General features: G+C 64.7%; 16 protein-coding genes. 10 read left to right on the top strand and 6 right to left on the bottom strand.

Translation table 11 applies throughout. The features are described from left to right. Positions 1-41 precede the first annotated feature (41 nt). Positions 42-1,832: a hypothetical protein gene (locus DWB23_RS22100; RefSeq protein ID WP_121744941.1), complete on the bottom strand. Its 1,791-nt coding sequence runs from the start codon at positions 1,830-1,832 to the stop codon at positions 42-44. A 260-nt stretch (positions 1,833-2,092) separates the two neighbouring features. Here DWB23_RS22100 and DWB23_RS22105 point away from each other — a divergent pair, with 260 nt between their 5' ends. After that, positions 2,093-2,251 (top strand): hypothetical protein, encoded by a 159-nt coding sequence (locus tag DWB23_RS22105; protein ID WP_162989936.1) that lies wholly within the window; start codon positions 2,093-2,095, stop codon positions 2,249-2,251. A gap of 190 nt (positions 2,252-2,441) precedes the next feature. Beyond that, positions 2,442-3,749: a hypothetical protein gene (locus DWB23_RS22110; RefSeq protein ID WP_121744943.1), complete on the top strand. Its 1,308-nt coding sequence runs from the start codon at positions 2,442-2,444 to the stop codon at positions 3,747-3,749. Positions 3,750-3,883: 134 nt separating this feature from the next. Here the strand turns inward: DWB23_RS22110 and DWB23_RS22115 are convergent, their stop codons facing one another. The 3 genes from DWB23_RS22115 to DWB23_RS22125 form a co-directional block, all read right to left on the bottom strand. Then, positions 3,884-4,213, bottom strand: coding sequence for a hypothetical protein (locus tag DWB23_RS22115; RefSeq protein WP_121744944.1), 330 nt, complete (start codon positions 4,211-4,213; stop codon positions 3,884-3,886). A gap of 200 nt (positions 4,214-4,413) precedes the next feature. Continuing rightward, positions 4,414-5,616 (bottom strand): carboxylate--amine ligase, encoded by a 1,203-nt coding sequence (locus tag DWB23_RS22120; protein WP_121744945.1) that lies wholly within the window; start codon positions 5,614-5,616, stop codon positions 4,414-4,416. Between the two features lie 290 nt (positions 5,617-5,906). Then, the gene (locus DWB23_RS22125; protein ID WP_121744946.1) at positions 5,907-7,499 is read right to left on the bottom strand and encodes an alkaline phosphatase family protein; all 1,593 of its coding nucleotides are present in this window, start codon (positions 7,497-7,499) and stop codon (positions 5,907-5,909) included. A 287-nt stretch (positions 7,500-7,786) separates the two neighbouring features. Here DWB23_RS22125 and DWB23_RS22130 point away from each other — a divergent pair, with 287 nt between their 5' ends. The 4 genes from DWB23_RS22130 (at position 7,787) to DWB23_RS22145 (ending at position 11,888) form a co-directional block, all read left to right on the top strand. Then, positions 7,787-8,740, top strand: a complete 954-nt coding sequence (locus tag DWB23_RS22130; protein ID WP_121744947.1) for a polysaccharide deacetylase family protein — start codon at positions 7,787-7,789, stop codon at positions 8,738-8,740. Positions 8,741-8,875: 135 nt separating this feature from the next. After that, positions 8,876-9,979, top strand: coding sequence for a Gfo/Idh/MocA family protein (locus DWB23_RS22135; RefSeq protein ID WP_121744948.1), 1,104 nt, complete (start codon positions 8,876-8,878; stop codon positions 9,977-9,979). Beyond that, a complete protein-coding gene (locus tag DWB23_RS22140) occupies positions 9,976-10,920 on the top strand; it encodes a DUF362 domain-containing protein (protein ID WP_121744949.1) in 945 nt (314 codons plus the stop codon). Before DWB23_RS22135 ends, DWB23_RS22140 begins: the two co-directional genes overlap by 4 nt. After that, positions 10,917-11,888 (top strand): NAD-dependent epimerase/dehydratase family protein, encoded by a 972-nt coding sequence (locus tag DWB23_RS22145; RefSeq protein WP_121744950.1) that lies wholly within the window; start codon positions 10,917-10,919, stop codon positions 11,886-11,888. Before DWB23_RS22140 ends, DWB23_RS22145 begins: the two co-directional genes overlap by 4 nt. 199 nt (positions 11,889-12,087) lie before the next feature. On the opposite strand, the gene DWB23_RS23350 is transcribed toward DWB23_RS22145, so the two are convergent. Both DWB23_RS23350 and DWB23_RS22150 read right to left on the bottom strand, forming a co-directional pair. Continuing rightward, positions 12,088-12,300, bottom strand: coding sequence for a hypothetical protein (locus DWB23_RS23350; RefSeq protein ID WP_162989937.1), 213 nt, complete (start codon positions 12,298-12,300; stop codon positions 12,088-12,090). A 333-nt stretch (positions 12,301-12,633) separates the two neighbouring features. After that, on the bottom strand, positions 12,634-13,632 hold the full coding sequence (locus DWB23_RS22150; protein WP_121744951.1) for a glycosyltransferase: 999 nt from the start codon (positions 13,630-13,632) through the stop codon (positions 12,634-12,636). 427 nt (positions 13,633-14,059) lie between these two features. Between DWB23_RS22150 and DWB23_RS22155 the strand changes: the two genes are divergently transcribed. The 4 genes from DWB23_RS22155 (at position 14,060) to DWB23_RS22170 (ending at position 20,505) form a co-directional block, all read left to right on the top strand. After that, positions 14,060-15,169, top strand: coding sequence for a DUF354 domain-containing protein (locus DWB23_RS22155; RefSeq protein WP_121744952.1), 1,110 nt, complete (start codon positions 14,060-14,062; stop codon positions 15,167-15,169). 390 nt (positions 15,170-15,559) lie between these two features. Next, a complete protein-coding gene (locus tag DWB23_RS22160; protein ID WP_121744953.1) occupies positions 15,560-15,982 on the top strand; it encodes a universal stress protein in 423 nt (140 codons plus the stop codon). A gap of 325 nt (positions 15,983-16,307) precedes the next feature. After that, positions 16,308-19,499 (top strand): bacterio-opsin activator domain-containing protein, encoded by a 3,192-nt coding sequence (locus DWB23_RS22165; RefSeq protein WP_121744954.1) that lies wholly within the window; start codon positions 16,308-16,310, stop codon positions 19,497-19,499. A 292-nt stretch (positions 19,500-19,791) separates the two neighbouring features. After that, on the top strand, positions 19,792-20,505 hold the full coding sequence (locus DWB23_RS22170) for a helix-turn-helix domain-containing protein (RefSeq protein ID WP_238717553.1): 714 nt from the start codon (positions 19,792-19,794) through the stop codon (positions 20,503-20,505). Positions 20,506-20,795 lie beyond the last annotated feature (290 nt).

Here is a 20,795-nt window from a genome sequence, read left to right on the forward strand (position 1 = left end):
TCGGGCTTTGTTATGGAGCTCGTTCCCGAGTTCGACCGTTCCTACCCGCTGCCGGACACGGAGTACATCCGGAACTCGTCGTTCGAGATCACCTTGTCGACACCCTCGCGGGTCTCGAACTCCTCGAGCGAGTCCTCGCTGTGATGGAGTTCGTCGTAGATCTCGATTTCTCGAGTCAGATCGAACTCGGTGACGACGAAGTAGTAATCGCTCCCGTGATACGCCCCGCTGTAGTTGCCGGCCTCGAACGCCTCGGGATCGACGGTGCCGCTGTCCGCCGTCCCCGCGCTCAGCGTCCCTTCGCGTTCGATGCCGTTGAGACCGTGGTCGTACCGGTAGGGATCGTATCCCATCCCCGCGAGGGGCGTGTCGTCGTCGGTGTGTGTCAGTCCGGCCTCATAGCCGCTGAACTTCTGATCGGTAACGTGCTGATTGGGACTGTAGATGATCGGCGAGGCGAACACCGTCATCAGTCCGAGGACGAGACAGGCCCCGAGTGCGAGCGCGACGACGGCGTTCGCACCCGGTCTCGTGATCACGCTCGAGAGTCCGCCAACGCCGCGTGCGAAAGCGACTCCCGCGAGGATCGTGAGAATGACTGCGAGGAAACCGACCTGTCGAAACGCCATGGTCGGCGTCCCGAAGAAGTAGACGAAGAACATCCCGGTTAGCGGGATCAGCGACAACGAGAGGTAGTTGACGAACGACTTCGTCTCGGGGTCGAGACTGGTCCGACCGAGCCACACCAGCAGGATGAAGACGCCGACGACGAGCGAGATCACTGCGAGTTCGAAGAACATCGTCACGAACAGTTCGCCGAGACCGCCTCCGATCTCCTGGAGCGAGGCCTCGCGTTGGCCGACCTCGGCACCGCCGCCGACGTCGGCGGTGAGGATGCCGGTGAGAAGCCCGGCCAGCGCGTCTCTGAACCGCTCGTTGCTCGTCGCCCAGACGGTGAAGATGACTCCGAGGACGACCGTGTGAGCGTACATCGTCGGATGGTCGAGGATCGGGTGGTCGTCGTAGCGCCGTCGGGCGAGGAACTGGACGGCGCTGATCGCGCCGAGCAGGACGACGACGTTGATCATCTGCTGTGGGTGGACGAACAGGAGCGCGATCCCCGTCAGGAAGATGAGGAGGGTGAACGGCGAAAGGCCGAACGCGAGGCGCTCGATCGCCGCGCGGCGGCGGAGGTACGCGACGAACGCGAAGACGACGACGGGAACCAGAAAGAGGGCGTTCGAGTTCGTGTGGACGCCCATGTGCGTCGCGATGTTGTTGATCGGCAACACCATCCAGGAGATGACCGCCGCGATCCCGACCGCAACGCCGCTCCCGGAGATCTCCCGAACGACGAGCGGAACGAACAGCAGGAACGGCACGAAGAGGATGACGATGCCGAACAGGAGTGCGCGTTCGATCGGGACGCCGCCGACGTAGTGAAAGACCGAGGCGAGCGAGTGAATGCCGGGGTAAAACAGCTCGTGCGGTGCCGTCTGTCCGGTGACGATATCTCGCGTCCAGCCGAGGTGGGTGAGCGCGTCGCCCATTCCAGCAAACCGGTAGTTCCTGATCACCGGGAGACTGACGATCCCCGTGACCGTGGTTGCGCCGAGTGCGATGCCGCACGCCTGCTCGCGGCCACGGCAGGTGAGCGCCGTACTCACGGCGACGGCCAACGCGAGGGCGAACGCGGCCCACGTTATCGTCGGCGTGCCCGTGTATATCGACGGCTCGTAGCTGCTCGCGGGGTTCGATCTCGCGACGAGAAGCCCGACCGCCGTCGCGAGAAAGCCGACGGCGAACGTGATGTTGAGCGTCGATCGTTTCATGATCTTGTAGCTAAATCGCTGTTCAGTCCAGTATCAATACGCATGTCTTGGCCGAAGGTCATCGAACCCAACGTTTGTTATAGGGCTCCTATACCGCCGACTTCCCCGTCTGCGGGGGAGTATATTGCGGGGTTCCGTGCGCTCGACACCGAAACACGACCGCCAGCGTCTCGCTGATGGCATCCCGTCCGTTCCGGCCGTCGGCTCGTCGCTCCTTCGACGACGGTGCGCTCCGCGGTCCATCGATACTGGAGGTTCGCGTGCCATGTCGAGGTGGCCGGGCCGACCGCCTCGAGCGGACCGTCCCCGGAATCGCCGTCGCGTGGCCCGGATCGACCGTCGCCGCGAATGGACCCGTTCGAACGCGCACGCGAGCGAAGGAGGTGTGTCATCGCCTGTGGACCGTCGACCGAGCGTAAATCGGTACTTCTCACACGAGAGGTGACGGAGGTATGCATCCATTATCGACCGTGAATCGATCGGTATCCGTTGCATTCTCACGTTCCGAACGATCAACGGTTCTGATGGTTTTTGTACTAGTTCGTGATCCGTCGAGTCGACAGCGACCAGTGCGTGCAGTAGCCGCTGATCAACGACCCACCCTAACCTATGTCATCCATCGTTATCGACCGCGTCAGCGCCGACGGTACGACCCTCGAGTGTGACGTTCGCACGTCCGCGGACCTCGAGCGTTTTTTCACGACCGAATCGTTTCGAACCGAGTACGACGTCTCGATCGAGGACGTTCCCGAGGGGGTGCTCGCGATCCCGGTCCTCGCGCAGGTCTGTCCCGTCGCGTGGGCGAACGGGGCCGACGTCTACGTCGACGAGGTCGACGCTGCGTTCGCCCGCGCCTTAGAGGACGTGAAGGCGTCGTTGCTCTCAATGTACGACTTCCTCGAGGGCGGTACCCTCTATGCGAAACGAACGATCGACGCCGATCCCGCGGACGGCGGCGAGAGCGGGCTCCTCTTTACCGGCGGCGTCGACTCGACGTGTTCGTACGTCCGCCACCGCGAGGAGAACCCGACGCTCATCAGCATCCGGGGCTGGACGATCACGCCCGACTCGGCCGACGACGAGGACTGGGAGCACCTTCGGTCGCGCGTCTCGTCGTTCGCCGACTCCCACGGCCTCGAGACGGCGTTCGTCGAGTCGAACATGCTCTCCTTCCTCGCCCACCCGATGTTGCTGGCCCACTACAAACGTCACGTCGACGGGGCGTGGTACAGCTCCGTCGGCCACGGCCTCGGCCTCCTCGGCCTCTGTGCCCCGATGGCCTACGCCCGAGGTATCGACGATCTCTACGTCGCCGCCACCCACTGGGAGGGAATCGACCTCGAGTGGGGATCGCGCCCCGACATCGACGATCACGTCCGGTGGGCGGGTACGCAGTGCCACCACGACTCCTACGACCTCACCCGACAGGAGCGCCTCGACGTCATCGCCGACTACGTCGAAACCGAGGAGCCGACGCTCGAACTCCAGACCTGTAACGTCCGGATGGACGGCAACTGCGGCGAGTGCGAGAAGTGCTACCGGACCGCCGTCGGACTGCGACTCTCCGGACTCGAGCCGACGGTACACGGGTATCCGTTCGCTGACGAAGAGTACCGCGAGATCCGGACCGCCCTCGAGGAGGGGCAGTGGGTCCTCGGACAGGACGAACTGCACATGTGGGCGGACATCCGCGATCGCGCGCGCGAAACGGAGCCCGAATCGCTCGAGGAGGAGGTCTTTTTCGAGTGGCTCGAGTCGGCCGACCTCGAGGATCTCGTCTCGGAGTCGGCGTCCCCGCTGTCTCACCGGCTGCTCCGTGCGGGTGCGAGAAACGCACCGACCAGCGTGTACAACACCGTCTACCCCGCCTGGACGACGGCCAAATCGGGGCTGCGGCGCGTTCGATCCGGCCGATAACGGGCTCCCCGTCTCGACCTGTCCGATAGCGCTCGCCGCGTTCTGTCCGTCGCGGGTCTCGAGTATAGGATACGGTTGCATCGCTACGCTGTCAGCTGTCGAAGAAACCGCGTCTCTACTCCGCTCCGTCGAGACTACCGCTTGGGAACGCCGTAATCGACGTGGACGTGCGGAACGCTCGCGGACTCGGGTGCCGGGACGCCGTTCCAGTCGACGAGGCGGACGTTCGTCACCTGCCCGGCGAATCGGAATCGCTGGACGCCAACGTCGATCGTTCCCTCCGCGGCGCCGCCCGAGACGATCGTTGCCTCCTCGACGGGATCGTCCGCGACCATCTCGAGATCCCCGTCGACGGCGATCTCGAAATTCGAGGGAACTCCCCGACCGACGATCGTTACGAGGTTCGGAAGCTGTGCAGCGTCAGTCGTGGAAGCGTGGTTCCGTACTGATGTATCGCGTACCATACTCCGTAACCCGAGCATCTCGGTATAAGCTTTCCTGTCGAATTAATGGTAGCTACTCGAGAAATACAGTCAGACGGATACTGACCACCGCGTAGCTGGTCGCGTACGATGTGATGAATGTAAGATGTGACGGATAGTAGATACTCGCGGGCGGGGTGATGAGTGAAACCGCCAGTGGACGCTCGGTGGCGGATCGTCGGTTATCGTATCTCCGAGAAGGTATTCATGAGGTCGCGAACGAAGGGACGCAGGTCGTCGCGACTGAGGTAGTCGAACCGCGGCTGATCGTAGAGCGATCGCGCGACTGTCGACACCGCGTCGGATATCGACGGCTTCTCGACGAGTTCGATCTCCTTGGTGAGCACCGAGTGGAGATACAGCAGTTCGCCACGGAGGAGGTGGCCGCCGATTCCCGGCCGGTAGCTGTGATCGATCCGGTCTCGTTGTCCGTTGGCCAGCAACCAGTAGTAGTAGGGGAAATCCGCGCCGGTCTGTACGGAGAAGGGGAGCGACGACCAGAACCGGGGATTGACCTCCATGAGCTTGAACTCGCCCGTCTCGTCGTCGCGCAGGAACTCGACCATCGCGAGCCCGTGCCAGTCCAGTTCGTCGAGCAACGCGAGCCCCGATTCCTCGAGCGCGGGAATGTCGACCGATTCTCGAAACGCGCTGGGTCCGCCGGCGTAGCTGTAGCCGCGTCGCTGTCGGTGCTGGAACGTCGCCAGCGGCTTGCCCTCGTCGTAGAGCGCGAAGAAGCCGTACTCCTCGGTCGTCGAGACGTACTCCTGAACGAGGGGGACGTGTTTCATCTCCACGTGGACGTCTTCGGCGGTGGCACCGTGGCACGACTCGAGGTATCGAGTCGACGGCGGGGAAACGCACGTCTCCGGCGTGTACTCGTCGACGTACTCGTCGCCGAGGATCGTGTACCTGGGTTTGACGATCCACTGTCGCTCCTGGTCGGGTGCCGTCGTGAACAGGGCGGTCTCCGGCGCGGCGACGCCCGCGGTTTCGGCGGCATCGAAGAGTCGCATGCGATCCTGCGCGCGCGCCAGCGTCTCGAACGTCGGCCACGGCGTGCGCACGTACTCGGCGAACTCGTCTCGGTACTTCGAGAGAACGTAGACGTCGGGTTCTCGAACGGGAATGATCGTCCGCACGTCCGGACGCATCGCGAGCGAGCGCAACGCGTCCTTGTACGCCACGAGATCGTCGTGCGGCGACGGCACACGAACCGCCTCGTCGCAGTACTTCGACTGAAACGCCGGCGTCGTTTCGTCGCTCGAGACGACGATCGTTCTGATACCGCGTCGGCCGAGCGATCTCACGCAGGCGACGGTACTCGGGGCGGAGATCCCCGGGACGACTACCGATCCGTTCCCGGCCCAGGTGGGATTGTCCATAGCATCACTCTCATATGGAATAGAAATGTTATGACGTGTCTAAACGAGCCTCGCGCGAGGCCGCTCGGTTGTTCGGCAGTTTCGATCGCGATTCCGTCACGGAATCTCGCGCCGTCAGCGTCCGTACGATCGCGTGCATCGGTACCGGGAGCGAACCTCGCGCGGAGGAGAGAACTGACCCCGGACCGGCGGGGGTGTCCGCCCGAACGCGGAAAGCTGCGGATAACCCCCCTTCGAAATCAGCGCGAAAACGAGACCACCAGCAACCGCACCGTCCACGTACTGACCGCTCACTCCATGTAGCCGAGCCCCTTCAGTCGATCCTCGACGTCGGTGAAGTCGTCGTCGACCGCCTCGTCGTTTTCCGTCCGCGACACGCCGGTTCGCTCGACTTTCGTCGAGGAGGGCGTCGCAGCGTCGTCGAAGGCGTCGAACAGTACGCGACCGTCGGCGTTTTCCGGAACGGGTTCGCCGATGCCGTGTAGCAGGGTCGGTGCGATGTCGACGACGCGGGCACCGCGGAGCGTCGCACCGGCGTCGACCGACGGTCCGCGACAGAGGACGATCCCTTCGCTGCGGTGACTCGCCGCGTACGTCCCGGTGTCGCCCGTCGGTTCGCCGGTCAGGGCGTTGCGAGCCTCGTAGACGCCCCGCCCGTTGACGACCAGATCCGGCGAGCCGTCGTCGGTCGGGAACAGCTCGTCGCCGTCGAGTACTTTGAGCATGGGTTCTCCGTCGTCGTTGGTCACCGACTCGAACAGGTCGGTTAGCTCGTCTTTGATCGCTGGGATCTGGCTCGGATCGACGACGCCGCTGTCGAAGCGGTCGGTGTCGTTGATGTACAGACAGCCGGCACCGTGAACGAACGCGACGGTTCGATCGTAATCGACGTCGTAGAGGGCGTGGTCCCCCGGTATCTGTTCGGCGACCGAATCGACGATCGATCGGGGGAGCGTCGAGACGATCATCTCCTCGGAAATCCCGATCCGCTCGAGAGCGCCGGTGATCCGATCGCGCGAGATGCCGAGGCTGGCGAGCGCCCCGCGGGTGCCGTCGTCCTCTTCTCTGAAGAGGTAGCCGTCCCGCTCGAGGTAGTGGTTGACGTAGACGAGTTCCTCGATCGGACCGAAGCCGTGGTCGGAGACCACGTAGAGGTCGGCGTCGTGCTCGTCGGTATACGCCATCACTTCGCCGAGGATGTCGTCGAGTTTCTTGTAGTGTTCGAGGAGCCGATCCATATCCCAGATGAGGTGCTGGAAGCGATCCGGAGCGGTGTAGACGAAGAAGAACAGTCCCCAGTCGTCGCCGGCTTCGTCCATCTGAAGCCGCATGAGTTCGCGACGGTCCGCGAGCATGTCGTCGACCGCGATCTCGAACTCGTCGAGGCGGTCGGCGTAGTCGGGATAGTCGAGGCTGATGCTGTAATCGGGAATTCGCGACTCGATCTCGTCTTTGAGCTCCGGTGGATGGGTGTAGTCCCTGTCCGTCGAGGGCGTCATCATCCCGGTGACCATCGAGCCGTTGATCTCCTTTGCCGGGTACGACATCGGCACGTTGCCGACGTGGGCCGGCGAGAGTTGGTCCCAGAGCGTCGGTTGCCGGATATCGTGGCTCGTGTACATCTCGTGGGAATACCCTGATGAGAGGTTCTGGAAGCCGTAGAGTCCGTGTTTGTCCGGCCAGACGCCCGTCGCAATCGACGGCCACGCCAGCGGCGTCGTCGCGGGTTGGGTACTCTCGAGAGTACCGGACGCACCGTCCTCACGCATTCGGGCGAAATTAGGGAGTTCGCCCTCCTCACTCCATTGTTCGATGAGTCTCCACGGTACGCCGTCGAATCCGAGCACGAATGCGCGCTCGGCTGTCGGGGAAGACATGCTCATGATTGATTATTGAGACGCCAAGGACGCCTGCTGTCCTGCAGATACCGGGACGGCAGCTTTGTTATGGGGAGATTTCACAGGCGCTCGAGTCAGCAGACGGACCGGTTCGGTCGGTTCGCAGCCGAAATACACGGCTCGTGACTGACGGTTCGCGGGACGATATCGCGGACCGTACAGTCCCTGTTACGACCGCGCCCACCGCCACAGGCGATCCATAACAAAACCAGCCCTCGGATACTGTCGCGGTATGAGACGGATGCGTCGGATCACTACCGGTGGTGGGTCCCGTGGGTAGCGTCGTCATCTCCCTCGATGCCGAACTCGGCTGGGGATTTCACGACCTTACGGACCCACCGAGCGAGCGGGTCGAATCGGGCCGCCGCGGCTGGAACGTCATGCTCGAGTTACTCGAGGAGTTCGACGTCCCGGCGACGTGGGCCGTCGTCGGCCACCTCATGCTCGAGTCCTGTGACGGCACGCACGCCGATCACCCTGCACCGCCGGGCTGGTTCGACCGCGAACGCGGCGAGTGGCGCGACCGCGAGGATCTCCGCTTCGGCCCCGACCTCGTCACGGACATCCTCGAGGCCGACGTCGACCACGAGTTCGCCAGCCACTCGTTTTCTCACGTGCTCTTCGGGAGACCCGAGACGGATCGCCAACTCGCCGTCGCCGAACTCGAGCGCAGTACCGAGATCGCCGCCGCGTGGGACCAGACCGTCGACTCGTTCATCTATCCGCGCAACGACGTCGGTCACCGCGACGTGTTGGCCGACTACGGCGTTTCGGCCTACCGCGGCAAATCGCCGACTCGAGACGGCGTTCGCGGCGTCTTCGATTCGACCGTCCGCGATCACTCGATGGTCGTCGAACCCGAGATCGACGAGTACGGACTGGTCAACGTTCCGGCCTCGATGTTCCTCTTCGGCTTCGAGGGGCCAGCACGGACCGTCGCCGAGTCGATCTGGACCGACCCCATGCTCGAACTGGCTCGCCGAGGTATCGACGATGCAGTACGATCGGACGGGATCTTCCACATGTGGCTTCACCCGAACAATCTGACGAACGAACGGGACGATCGTCGCATGCGAGCGATCCTCGCCTATATCGAGCGCCGCCGATCGGAGACCGATCTCACCGTCGAAACGATGTGCGACGTTGCGAAGCGAGTCACGCAGTCGCGCGGGGTCGACGGAACCGAAAGCGGCGTCGACGCGCAGGCGAGAGCGAGCTGGAACTGACCGCCGTCGCCGTCGACGCAACGGTCGAGCAGAGCGCCGTCGTCGGAACCGCTCGCGTGAATGGAGGTGCTACTCGCCGGTTCCGGCGGGTATGGCGACGATAACAAAGCCCGCTGCCGGCCCGGTTTCGGGCAGATGCCACCAACGCTTCTCGGCCGGTGGACCGACTCGAGTGCGCTCTCGCTTGGCGTCCTCGGCGTCGGGAACATCGGCATGGTACACCTCAAGTCGGCACTTCGGATGCCGAACGTCGACGTGGTCGCGGCCGCCGACGCGGTTCCGGAAAACCGCGACCGGGCCGAACGCGCCGGCGCGGCCCGTACGTACGATGATTATGCGGCCCTGCTCGACGCCGAGGACCTCGACGTCGCGGTCGTTGCACTGCCTCCGTTCCTCCACGCCGAGGCCGTCGAGCGAGCCGCCGAAGCCGGCGTCGACGTTTTCGTCGAGAAACCGCTCGCTCGCTCGACCGAAGAGGCAGACGAAATGCTCGAGACGGCCCGCGAGGCGGGCATCGCGGTCGGCGTCGATCACACGCTTCGCTACCAGCCGGATATGGCGGGCGTGAAAGCCGAGTACCAGGACGGCAGCGTCGGTCACGTTCCCTACGCGTCGATCACGAGACTCAACGATCACCCGCTCGGGAAGCCCCCCGCCGACGAGGCACCGCCGGCGTGGCCGATGGATCCCGACGCCGCGGGCGGGGGGTCGCTGGTCGAACTCGGCGTCCACTGTTTCGACGTCCTCGAGTGGCTGTTCGGCGATCTCGAGGTCCGAGACGCGACGATGGGCCAGACGCTCGAGATTCCCGCCGAGGACGCCGCGACGGTGTTGCTGCGAGCGCCGGAGACGGAGACGACGATCACGCTCCACTGTGGCACCTACCAGTGGGAACAGCTCCCCGAGGTCAACACCCGACTGCGACTCGAGGGGGTCACCGGGACGATCAGCAACCAGGATCACCTGCCCGGTAACTTCTACGCAGGGGCGGCCAAGTCCGCACTCTCGAACGTCGCGAGCCGGGTTACGGGCGGCGAGCCGGACGTTTTCGGGCCGACGTTCTACCTCCAGGCCCACTACGACGCCCTCGAGGATTTCTGTGAGGCGATTCGAAACGACGAGACGCCGCCGGTCGACGGTGCCGACGGGCTGCGGACGCTCGAGTTGGCCGAGACCGCGTACGAACTCGCGGCAGAGACTGCCAGCGACGAACTCGAGGTGCCGGAGGTGATGCCGTGAGCGTTCGCGTCGCCGCCGTCGACGGTTCCGACCGACGGGGCGGCTGGCGGCCCGACGTCGATGCACGACTGGCCGCCCTCGAGTCGCCCGTCCGGGAGGTCCTCGAGCCCTACGCGAGTTCGCTGACGGAGACCGACCGGATCACGCTCGTTCCCGACGCACACTACCCGTTCCATCCGTCGACCGGGATGGTGACCGACCCCGCAGTCGTCGGCTCGATCGCCGGTCATCTCGAGCGATGGTCCGAGGCCAACGTCGCCGTTGCGGGGGCGAGCGACGATCGAATCGCGTTCGATCGGACGGCCGAGTACCTCGACTACCCGTCCGTCGTCGAGCGATTCAACGCCGACGTCGTCGACCTCGCCGAGGAATCCCGCCGCGATATCGTCGTCGCGCTCGCAGACGATCGGATTTCGGTGTCCGTTCCGGAACGACTCCTCGAGAGCACCGTCGTCGTCGTGCCGACGCTTCGGCCGAGCGAGGACGGCCCGGTCGCTGGCGGGATACGAACGCTCGGCTCGCACGTCACGGCGGTTGCCGACACCGATCTGACCGCCGTCGCAGCGATGCAGGCCGTCGAACCCGCCGTTTCCGTACTGGACGCGACGACCGCCTACGGCGGCGATCCGGTCGCCGCGGACACCCTGTTCGCGGGACCGACGCCGCGAATCGACGCGATCGGCACGTCGCTGCTCGATCGCTCCATCGAGGAGGATCCGGCGCTCAGACGCGCGTTCGGCGACGAGGATCCGTCGGTTACCCTCGAAAACGGTGCGAACGGCTCCGGCCCGGACGTCGACCTGACGGCGCTCAGACGGCGCCTCCCCGACGGCGAGCTACCGCCGCCGGACGACACCCACCCGGCCGTCACGACCGCTTACCGACTCTACGCGGCGGTGGCCGGCGACGCCGTCCCGCCCCAGCTCGAGAGTAAACGATGACCGGGGCGAAAACGGCCGCCGTCACCGGCGCGACGGGATTTCTCGGCTCGCACCTCTGTGAGCGCTTGCTCGACGACGGCTGGGCGGTTCGCGGCCTCAGCCGACCGACGTCGGATCGCGGTGATCTCGACGGCGTCGACTGGTACGTCGGCGATCTCTTCGACGACGAGACGCTGCGCTCGCTGGTCGACGGTGCCGACGTCGTCTTCCACCTCGCCGGCATCGGCCTCTGGAGCGCCGGCCCCGAGACGGTCGAACGGGTCAACGTCGACGGGACCGAGCGCGTTCTCGAGGCCTGTCGAGAGAGCGATATCGGCCGGTTCGTCTTCACCAGCACGTCCGGAACGCGCCGCCCGCCCGACGGTGCGTCGTTCGCCGACGAGACGGACGTCGCCGAACCGATCGGTGCCTACCAGTCCTCGAAGGCGGAGGCGGAACGGCTCGTCGATCGGTACGCCGAGACGGACGGCGACGCGGTTACCGTCCATCCGACTTCGATCTTCGGCCCCGGCGACGAGGAGTTCACCGCCCAACTGCTGGCGATGGGCGTCGAACCCACGATGCCCGCCCACCTCCCCGGCGGGTTGAGCATCGTCGGCGTCTCCGACGTCGTCGACGGCCTGTTGCTCGCCGCCGAGAAAGGGGCCACCGGCGAACACTACATCCTCGGCGGCGAGAACCTGACCTTCAACCAGGCGGTCTCGCGGATCGCCCACGCCGTCGACGGTTCCCCCGCTCGGATCCGCGTCCCGGCCACGGCGATTCACGCCGCCGGGCCGGTCGCCGAAGCCGCGAGCGCGGTCGCCGGCGTGCGAGTGTTCCCGTTCGACCGCCAGATGGCCCAACTCGCGACGAAGCGCATGTTCTACACCTCGAGAAAGGCCGAGGCGGAACTGGGTTACGAGTACCAGCCGATCGAGGCGCACTTACCGGAGACCATGGCGTGGTACCGGGCGGAAGTGAAGTAGCGGTCGGTACCGATCGCCGTCGAGGGACGCCGCTGCACACTCGATGCGCGGCTACTCGATCAGGGCTTGATTCCCACGTAGGGTCTCGACGTAGGGCTCTCTTCGTATCATCCTACTGAACCGGCTCTGTTGAAATCCTATTATTCAGACGTGTTTTTGCGTGAAACACACGAACACTACACGTGCGAACTGAGCGATTTCACTCAAACCGAACCGACCAGACGATTAAGCCTAACACGGCAAATGCGATAGTTGTCAGCCACACTGCTGTTGTCTCCTCGGAGACGAAGTGAGTCGTGAAGAAGAACCCGAATAGGCTTCCAAACGGTGCGGTAGCGATAACAATTGAAACTGCATTCAGGAGCGATATTTCTGACCGTCCCACAGCGGTCAGAGTATCTCCAACGCTCATACCATACGTATTTGTTGAGATACTATATACTTTGATGGAATGTTGTTTGCTCACTACTTCGCCTGTACTGAACGGTAACTACGTGTGCCAACCTTTTGCTCTGCGCTCCCTCGCTGGCGCTCGGTCGCTCGGCAAAACGTTGATGAAAAGCACTCCTCCCTCCCCTACGGGTCGGTCGTCGGCCCGCTCGCTCCCTTCGCTCGCTCGCGGTGAGTGCACTGTTCTTCGCCTGTACTTACCGCAGAGGGTATTGAGCCTATCACTACCTGAGGGTTTCAACAGAGCCACTGAACCGAATACGCGCCGTACGCGGACGTGCGAATCGAGTACTCGCTACCTCTTGTCCGACAGCGGTTGCTGATTCGTCGCGTTCTTCCCGGCGTCGTTCGGGGACGTTCGCATCGTGCTCCGTGCGACTCGTTCGTAAATTTCGAGCATTCGGTCCGCCGTCCGTTCGATGCTCACCTCTCGAGCGGCCTCTCGGCCGTTCGACCGCTCACTGCGTTCGAGAACGTCCATCAGCCCGACGATCAACTCCTCGTCGGTGGTTCCGATCCGCGACGGCTCGACGCCCTCGAGACGCTCCCGGACGTCGCCGACGTCGACGGCGACGACGGGGAGGTTACAGGCCAGCGCTTCCTTCACCGAGTTCGGCGACCCCTCGCTGTGAGAGGTCAGCAGGAGGGCGTCCGCGGCGTTCATGTAATCGGGGACCGCGTCGTGGTCGACGCCGGAGACGGTCCGGAGTTCGACCGGCCGCTCGAGCAAGTTGTCGGCCGTGGCGACCACTCGTTTCGCCCGCGGGTAGTTCTTGACCTCGCGCTCTGGCGGGTACGGAAAGAGCACCTGGTAGGCGTCACCCGCATCGTCCCAGCCGACTTTCTCGCGGGCGCGGGCCCTGGGTTCCGGTCGAAACGTCTCGAGGTCGACGCCGTCGGGGATCACCCGGCAGTCCCGCCCGAGCACCTCGCGCATCTCCTCCGACATGACGATGACCTCGTCACACAGTGGCGCACACGCGCTGCTTACGGGTTTGACGGGGCCGTGCACGTCCGAACCCCACAGCGACAGGACGACCGGCGTGCCGAACTGGGCGAGCGCCATCGGGGCCATCAGCCCGTAGTGGGCGTGGATCAGGTCGTAGCCGTTGCTCGTCTCCGCGAGGACCCGTGGAACCGTCCGGAGGTAGTCCGTCGGGCCGCGCGCCGTTTCGGCGTCGACGTCCCCCGAAACCGCCAGCGTGGTAAAGGAGACGCCGCGCTCCTCGAGCGCGGTCATCTGCTGGTTCATGAACGGTGCGTCGGCGCTGTTCGTAAGGGTGAGGACGTGCATTACCGACTGGCTGGTCGCTACCAGTCCGCGCCGTTTTGTTATAGACGGAACAGCGACGCTACGACGGCGTTCAATCGTTCAATACGTTCATTGTCACCGCTGAGAATCCGAACAACGACCGGCGGAACGTCGTTTTTATTCACGTACTCTTATGAATCGCGGCGCTCGACGGTACCGCTCGATGGCGGTCGCTAGAGGAGCTGATCCGCCGACCTCGAGGCGCTATCCGCGTCGTATCGAGTTGGTATCCGGACGCTGATCTTCCTCCGTATCGAACTATCACGACGGTAGACCCTCGCTGAATGGCGATCGCGAGACGCCCGCTTTCGACTCGAGCGGGCGACGTACCGCGTCGCTGTGACCCGAAAACGACTCGGATCGGGTAGCGGTGTGATTACAAAGGGTCGATTCCGGGTACAGTATTCCGATGCGGATTCTCGTCTTTGCAAACACACCCGCGCACGTTCATCTGTATCGACACGCAGTCGACCGCCTTGAGACCGCGGGACACGACGTGCTCGTTCTGACCCGAGAGTACGCCTGTACGACGGACCTACTCGAGTTCTTCGAGATGCCGTACCGGGTGTACGGCGAACACGGAACCGACCGCTACTCGAAGCTTCGGTTCGTCCGCGAACTCGGCGACCAGATCCGTACGATCGGTCGCGAGGCGCGTCGGTTCGACCCGGACGTCGTCTTCGGTCGCGGCCCGTACGCCGCCTACGCGGGCACGCTCACGCGGACGTCGATCGTCCTCGTTCTCGACGACGAACCGGGCGAGTTCAACTACGCCGTCTCTCGCCCGTTCGCGGACTGCATCCTCTCACCCGAGGTCACCCGTCGCGATCTCGGGGACGCCCACTACACCTTCGAGGGGTTCAAGGAATGTGCGTATCTCCATCCCGAGGTATTCGAGCGGGACGAAGACGTTCGCAGCGTCCTCCGCGTCGACCCGGACGAACCGTACGTCATCGTCCGGTTCAACGCGCTCGATGCGCTCCACGATACGAATCTCGAGGGGTTCAGAGCCGACCAGCGTCGGGACCTGATCGAACGACTGAGCGAGCACGCCACCGTCTTCGTTTCGGACGAGGGCGACGACATGGACTTCCAGGACCTGCCCGCTCGCTCCTACGACCTCCATCCCGCGTTGATCCACGATGCGATGGCCGAGGCGTCGCTGCTGGTCGCGGACACGGGCACGATGGCAACCGAGGCGGCGCTGCTCGGAACGCCGACCCTTCGGTTCCGCGGCACCGACGATCACGAGTACGGCGAGTTTCAGGAACTCGAGCGCGCCGGCCTCGCCGAGCAGTTCGCCGAGTACGAGACGGTTCGAGATCGAGCGCTCGAGGTGCTGACGGCGGACGACGCATCCGCTCGCTGGCACCGGCGGCGCAAGGCGTACGTGACCGACATGGTGAACCTGACGGAGCTGCTGGTCGAGGTCGCGGAGTCCTGCGGGTCAGTTGACCGACTCAGTTCGTCGACGCGACAGACGTTACGACACCGACGACGGGAGCAACCCCAGATGTAGCCCGCTTCCGATGACCTTCTGATTTCGTCTGTAGACGGTTCATCTCCTCACAGCCGGATGAATTCCAGCAGGAAGTTCAAACGACCACTACTCTCGAAGTAACGCTCGAGGTCGCCACGGTCGTGGTGCGCGTGACGAAGCTCTCGTTCGCTCCGCTTGCGAGGGCACGGAAGACGAACACTGTGGGGCTTCCTGAGAAGCACGTAGCCGGCGGGTGAGGTCTCGGTATGGCCGAACGAGAGGGGTTCGTGCCGCTGATTTTCCAGGGCTGTCCACCCCGTGATCCAGTCTCTGGACACCTGGCCGTTCCGGTCGCGAACGCCCTCACGTGCTGCCGGCACCCGCAAGTACGAAATGTATCCGATTTCCTGTTGATTGTTCGATCACACAATGTATCAGGATCTACTCCTCGCGACGGACGGAAGTGACAGCGCTCGTCAGGCGACCGAGCACGCGATCGCACTCGCCGGACAACTCGACGCGACCGTACACATCGTTTCGGTCTCCGAGGACGGTCCGCACAGTTCGGAAAAACGAGACGAGATGCGCGCCGACCCGGAAGATGAGGCCGTTCAGACCGTCGAGGAAGCCGAACGAGCCGCGGCCAAAGAGGGGCTCGAGGTGACGACGACCGTCCGACACGGCGTCGCCCAGGAGGAGATCGTCGATATGGCCGAGACGAACGGGATGGACCTGATCGTCATGGGAACGCACGGACGCACCGGCCTCGATCACCTGATCGTCGGGAGCGTCGCCGAAGAGGTCGTCCGGAACGCGTCGATCCCGGTCGTCACCGTGCGGGAGGGAACGTAACCGGTTTCACGCCCGTTCCGAGCGCCTCGTTGCTCGATTCGAACCTGTCGGCTCGGCGCCGTTGGAAACCGGGGCCGATCGCGGGTGACCACACTGCCGATTCGTCGCCGCGTTGCGTCGTTGCGGAGCCGCATCAACCGGATCTTACTCGAGGATACGCGATCGATAATTAACCTCCGACGCTCGGAACCCTCACCATCGTGACCGTTCTCCTCGCGGACGGAAGCGCTCGATCGGTCGGCTCCCGGACGGATCGACGGCCGTCGCACGCGCGCGCCATCGAGTACGCGGTCGGTCGACCGTTTCGAACGGAGGTGCCGGTCCGGTGAGCGAAGAGTCCGCGACCGTCGTCGGCGATGTTCTTCGGATTCTGGTTGTCGGCGATTCGGAGTCGATCGAGACCGCGATGGACGCACTCTCCTCGCAGTTCGAGTCCGTCTCGCTCGTCAGGGAGCGAACGCTCTCGAACGCCGTCGAGCGCCTCGCACACCTCGATATTCACTGCGTCGTCTGTTCGTTCGAGACGGTGGCGAACGGGCCGTCGACGATCGATCGCCTCCGGGGCCGGTCCGAAAACTTGCCGATCGTCGCCGTGAGCGACGAGGCGTCGATCGATTCCGCGGCGATCGAGACGGTGCTCGAGGCGGGGGCGACCGACGTCATCGAATCCGACACTCCGCGGTCGCTCATCGCCGCACGCGTCAGAAACGCGGCCGAGCGCTTCCGTCTGGAGAGCGCGGCGGACCGGCGCAAGCGGTCGATTCTCGAGCGATCCGACGCGCTCGTCTGGGTGGTCGACGACGAGGGCTCCATCGAGTACGCCAGTTCGACCGCCGAGGCCCGAATGGACTACACGCCGGACGAACTCGAGCGAACGTCCCTTCCGAAACTCGTTCACCAGGACGATCGCGAGGCGGTTCGCGGGACGCTCGAGACCGTCTCGGCGGCCGCGTTGGGGGCGACCGAACGCGTTTCCGTGCGGATCGGCCACGGAGACGGCACGTGGCGTGCGTACGAACTCACCGCGACCAATCGGCTCGCGGATCCGCTCGTCGACGGTATCGTGCTCACGCTCTCGACGGCGACGGCGGCTGATTCGACGGCCGGCATTCGGGCGGCACTCGACCGACTCGAGGATCCGATCTTCAGCCTGGGGCCACGGTGGGAGCTTCGGTACGCGAACGAGGCCGCGAACCGGCTGTTCGTCTCCGAGACGACCGCCGAGCCCGGAACCGTCGTCTGGGATCTCCTCGACGACACCGTTCGAAGCCAGTTCTACGAACGACTTCTCGAGGCCGAAGCGACGGGGACGGTGGTCGAATTCGAGACCGACCCGTCGACGCTCGAGACTCGGCTCGTCGTGTCCGCCCATCCGGGTGACGCCGGCGTCACGGTGTACGCCCGCGACGCGGCCGACGGCGAACCCGCCGCCGTCGACCAGGACCGATTCGAACTCCTCGAGTCGGTCGTCGACGCGCTCGAGGACGGCGTCGCGGTTCTCGAGGGATCGACGATCACCGTCGCCAACGCGGCGCTGTTCGAGTTGGTCGACGGGGCGACGCTCATCGGTCGAGCGATCGATGCCGTCTTCGACGACGAACTCGCGGCGGCGATCCGCGAACGGTCGCGGTCGCCGGTGGTCAGGTGGATGGAGCCCGTCTCCGGCCAACTCACCCTCGGAGAGTCCCGCCGCGCCGTCGACGTGCTCGTCACGCCGTTGCCGGGTGACGACCGAACGCTCTGCGTGGTTCGCGACGGACGCCGATCGTCGGCCGCTGCGCTGTCGGCGATCGACCGGACGGTCGCTGCAATGCGCGAGGCCGAGGGTCGTCCCGCCGTTCGCCAGTCGGCTGTCGATGCGATACTGGCCTGTAGCGGTGCCGACCTCGTCGGCTGGTATCTCGTCGAGGCGGACGTCCTCAGGCCGGCGGCGGTCGCGACGGCAGCGGCAAACGATTCCATCGATCTCCCGCCGATCGATCGCGCGAGAACCGACTTGGTAGAGCGCCTCGAGGCCGATGCGGACGCCACCGGCAGCGGAGTGGTCTTCGACCGGTCGGAACTGGGGCCCGCACTTACCCGCTCCGGGATTCGCGCCGATCGGGTGCTCGCCGTTCCGGTTGCCGGCCACGGTATCCTGCTCGCGACCAGTACCGATCCGATGGCCTTCGAGGCCCTCGATCGCACGCCCCTCGAGATAATCGCCGGGGCGACCGCGACTGCGCTCGATGCCTTCGAACGGGAGTCGACGATGCGGACGTACCGCAACGACCTCGAACGACTCGAGTCCGTCGCGGCTCGCTGTCGGCACCTGCGCGATGTCGAGCGGACGCTGCTCGCCGGCGAGACCCGCGCCGAAATCCACCAGGACCTCTGCGAGGCCCTCGTTTCGCTCGAGACCGACGATTTGCCGTCGCCCGTCGAACTGGCCTGGGTCGGCGGCGTCGCGACCGGTGCCGAGCGAATCGCGCCGGACGCGTGGGCCGGCCGAGACGAGGACGCCCTCGAGTCGGCGGCGATCCCGATGGAGATCGACAGCGAATCGGACCATCCGGCGACGCGGGCCGCCGGGTCGCTCGAGTCGGCCGTTGTCGACGACCTCGAGTCCGGCGACCTCGGCGGCACGGAGCCGGAGTGGCGGCGGCGCGCGCTCGAGTCCGGCTTTCGGTCCGTTTTGAGCGTCCCCCTCGTCGCGGACGAGTTCTGCTACGGCACGCTCACCGTCTACGCGACCCGGCCCTCGGCGTTCGACGACGCCGCGCGACGGCTGTGCGAACACCTCGCGACGGTGGCCAGTCACGCGATCGTCGCGATCGAACGGAAACGCGCGCTGGTTTCCGACCGCCTCACCGAACTCGAGGTCGTCCTCCGGGACGACGACGAGCCGCTGTCCTCGATCGCTCACCGACTCGATCGACCGCTCGAGGTGCAGGCCGTCGTCCCCCGATCGTCGGGCGGATCGACGGTGTTCTGTACCGTCCCGGAACGGAGCGAGGAGACGATCCACGCCGCCATCGAGTCGCTATCTGCCGTCGAATCGGGACGGATCGTCGGCGAGCGTGCGAACGAGTCCGCGGTCGAATTCGTCCTCGCTGAATCCGCCGTTACGGAAACGCTCGCGGACCACGGCGGGGTGTTGCGATCGATCACGCCGGTCGATGACCGCACCCGTCTCGTCGTCGACCTCTCGAGTACCGTCGACGTTCGATCGTTCCTGCGGATGCTCGAGCGAACGTATCCGGGGGCGGAACTGGCTGCGCGCCGCGAGCACGACCGGTCCGCTCGTCCCGCCGGGGCGTTCGATGCCGAACTTCGGCGTCGACTGTCGGAGCAACAGCTCCGAACCCTCGAGACGGCCCACTACGCCGGCTTCTTCGAGTGGCCCCGCGAGAGCACCGGCGAGGACGTCGCCGACTCGCTGGGCGTGTCACAGCCGACGTTCAGCCGCCACCTGCGCCTCGCACAGCAGAAGCTGTTCGCGTTGCTGTTCGACGAGCGCGACGCCGGGGAGGAGTGAGCTGGCCGTCCGACCGTTCGAGTTAGCGACGGCCGAGGTGTACTGCGGCCCTCAAGGGCGGCTGATTCTTCGAGTAGCCCGCTCTTACTGTCTCGATCACCGTCGGAACCGGGGGTAACACGCTATTTCTTTCCGCGAGCGATTCTCAGGTGTAACGACGCGTGAATAGGTATAGCGGTAGTTTCGCATCGCCGTTTTCTGTATAGCGTCTACCATCTTGTACTCGCGGTCGAATCTGACGGGTAATGAGTGAGTTGGCGGTAACAGCGTATTACACCGGTCATCCGATCGGATGGCGGATCGATCCGTGAGCATCGAGAGCGCGAAGTACGAGGGAGATGGAACCGGGGTTCGATCGCAAGCGGACGGCGGAATCGTCACACAGCTCCGTCTCAACCAGTCGTCGCTCTTCTTGGGGCCGACGCTGCGTCGCGCGCCCGCCGTTACCGTCGAACCGGAGTACTGGACGCCCGTCGGAACGGGCCGAACGCTCGTCTTCTGTAGCGTCTACGGCGATTCCTTCGACGGCTTCGAGACGGCGCTCGAGATAGATCCGACGATCACCGATCCGGTCCTCGCGGACCGCTACCCCGACCGTCGCGTCTATCGGGTCGCACTCACGGACCGCGCGGTCCCGTTCATCGAGCAAACGGCGGAAGCCGGCGGTCGACTGCTGGACCTCTCGAGTTCTCGCGACGGCTGGCTCGTCCAGTTGCAGTTCCCCAGCCGTGACGACCTCGTCGCGTTCAACGACTACTGTCGCGACCGGGGCATTTCGGTCACCGTCGACCACCTGCGCCTGTCGAACGACGAGGACGAGAGCGTCGTCGCTCTGACGGAAAAACAACGGGAACTGCTCGTCGTCGCCCACGAGGAGGGCTACTTCGACGTTCCTCGAGGGATCTCCCAGAACGAACTGGCCGACCGACTCGGCGTCTCGAAATCGGCGGTTTCCCAGCGTCTCCGTCGTGCGATCGGCGAACTCTGTGCGTCGAACCTGTGCTGACCAGTCCACCTCGAGCGGCGTTGTTGAAAGACGCGGTGAGTACGAGGCTCGATTTCTTCGGCGGTATTGACAGGTGAGAGGGCGATCAGACGTATCCGCCAACGGCAACAGTTACTCTCTCCGGGATTTCGTCTTCTGCATCAGTTACCCTGATAAGAAGTACGTGAGATCTGAATCCGATTGCGTTCCGTTCTGGACAACGGTGCTATCCGACCCCGAAACCGGTGGTAGTACTGAAATAGTCCGCCATCTGTACGTTCTTCGTCCGCGGTTTTTGCGTCTTCGAGAAC

Source organism: Natronorubrum halophilum (genome assembly GCF_003670115.1).
In the GTDB taxonomy this organism is placed as follows: Archaea; Halobacteriota; Halobacteria; order Halobacteriales; family Natrialbaceae; genus Natronorubrum; species Natronorubrum halophilum.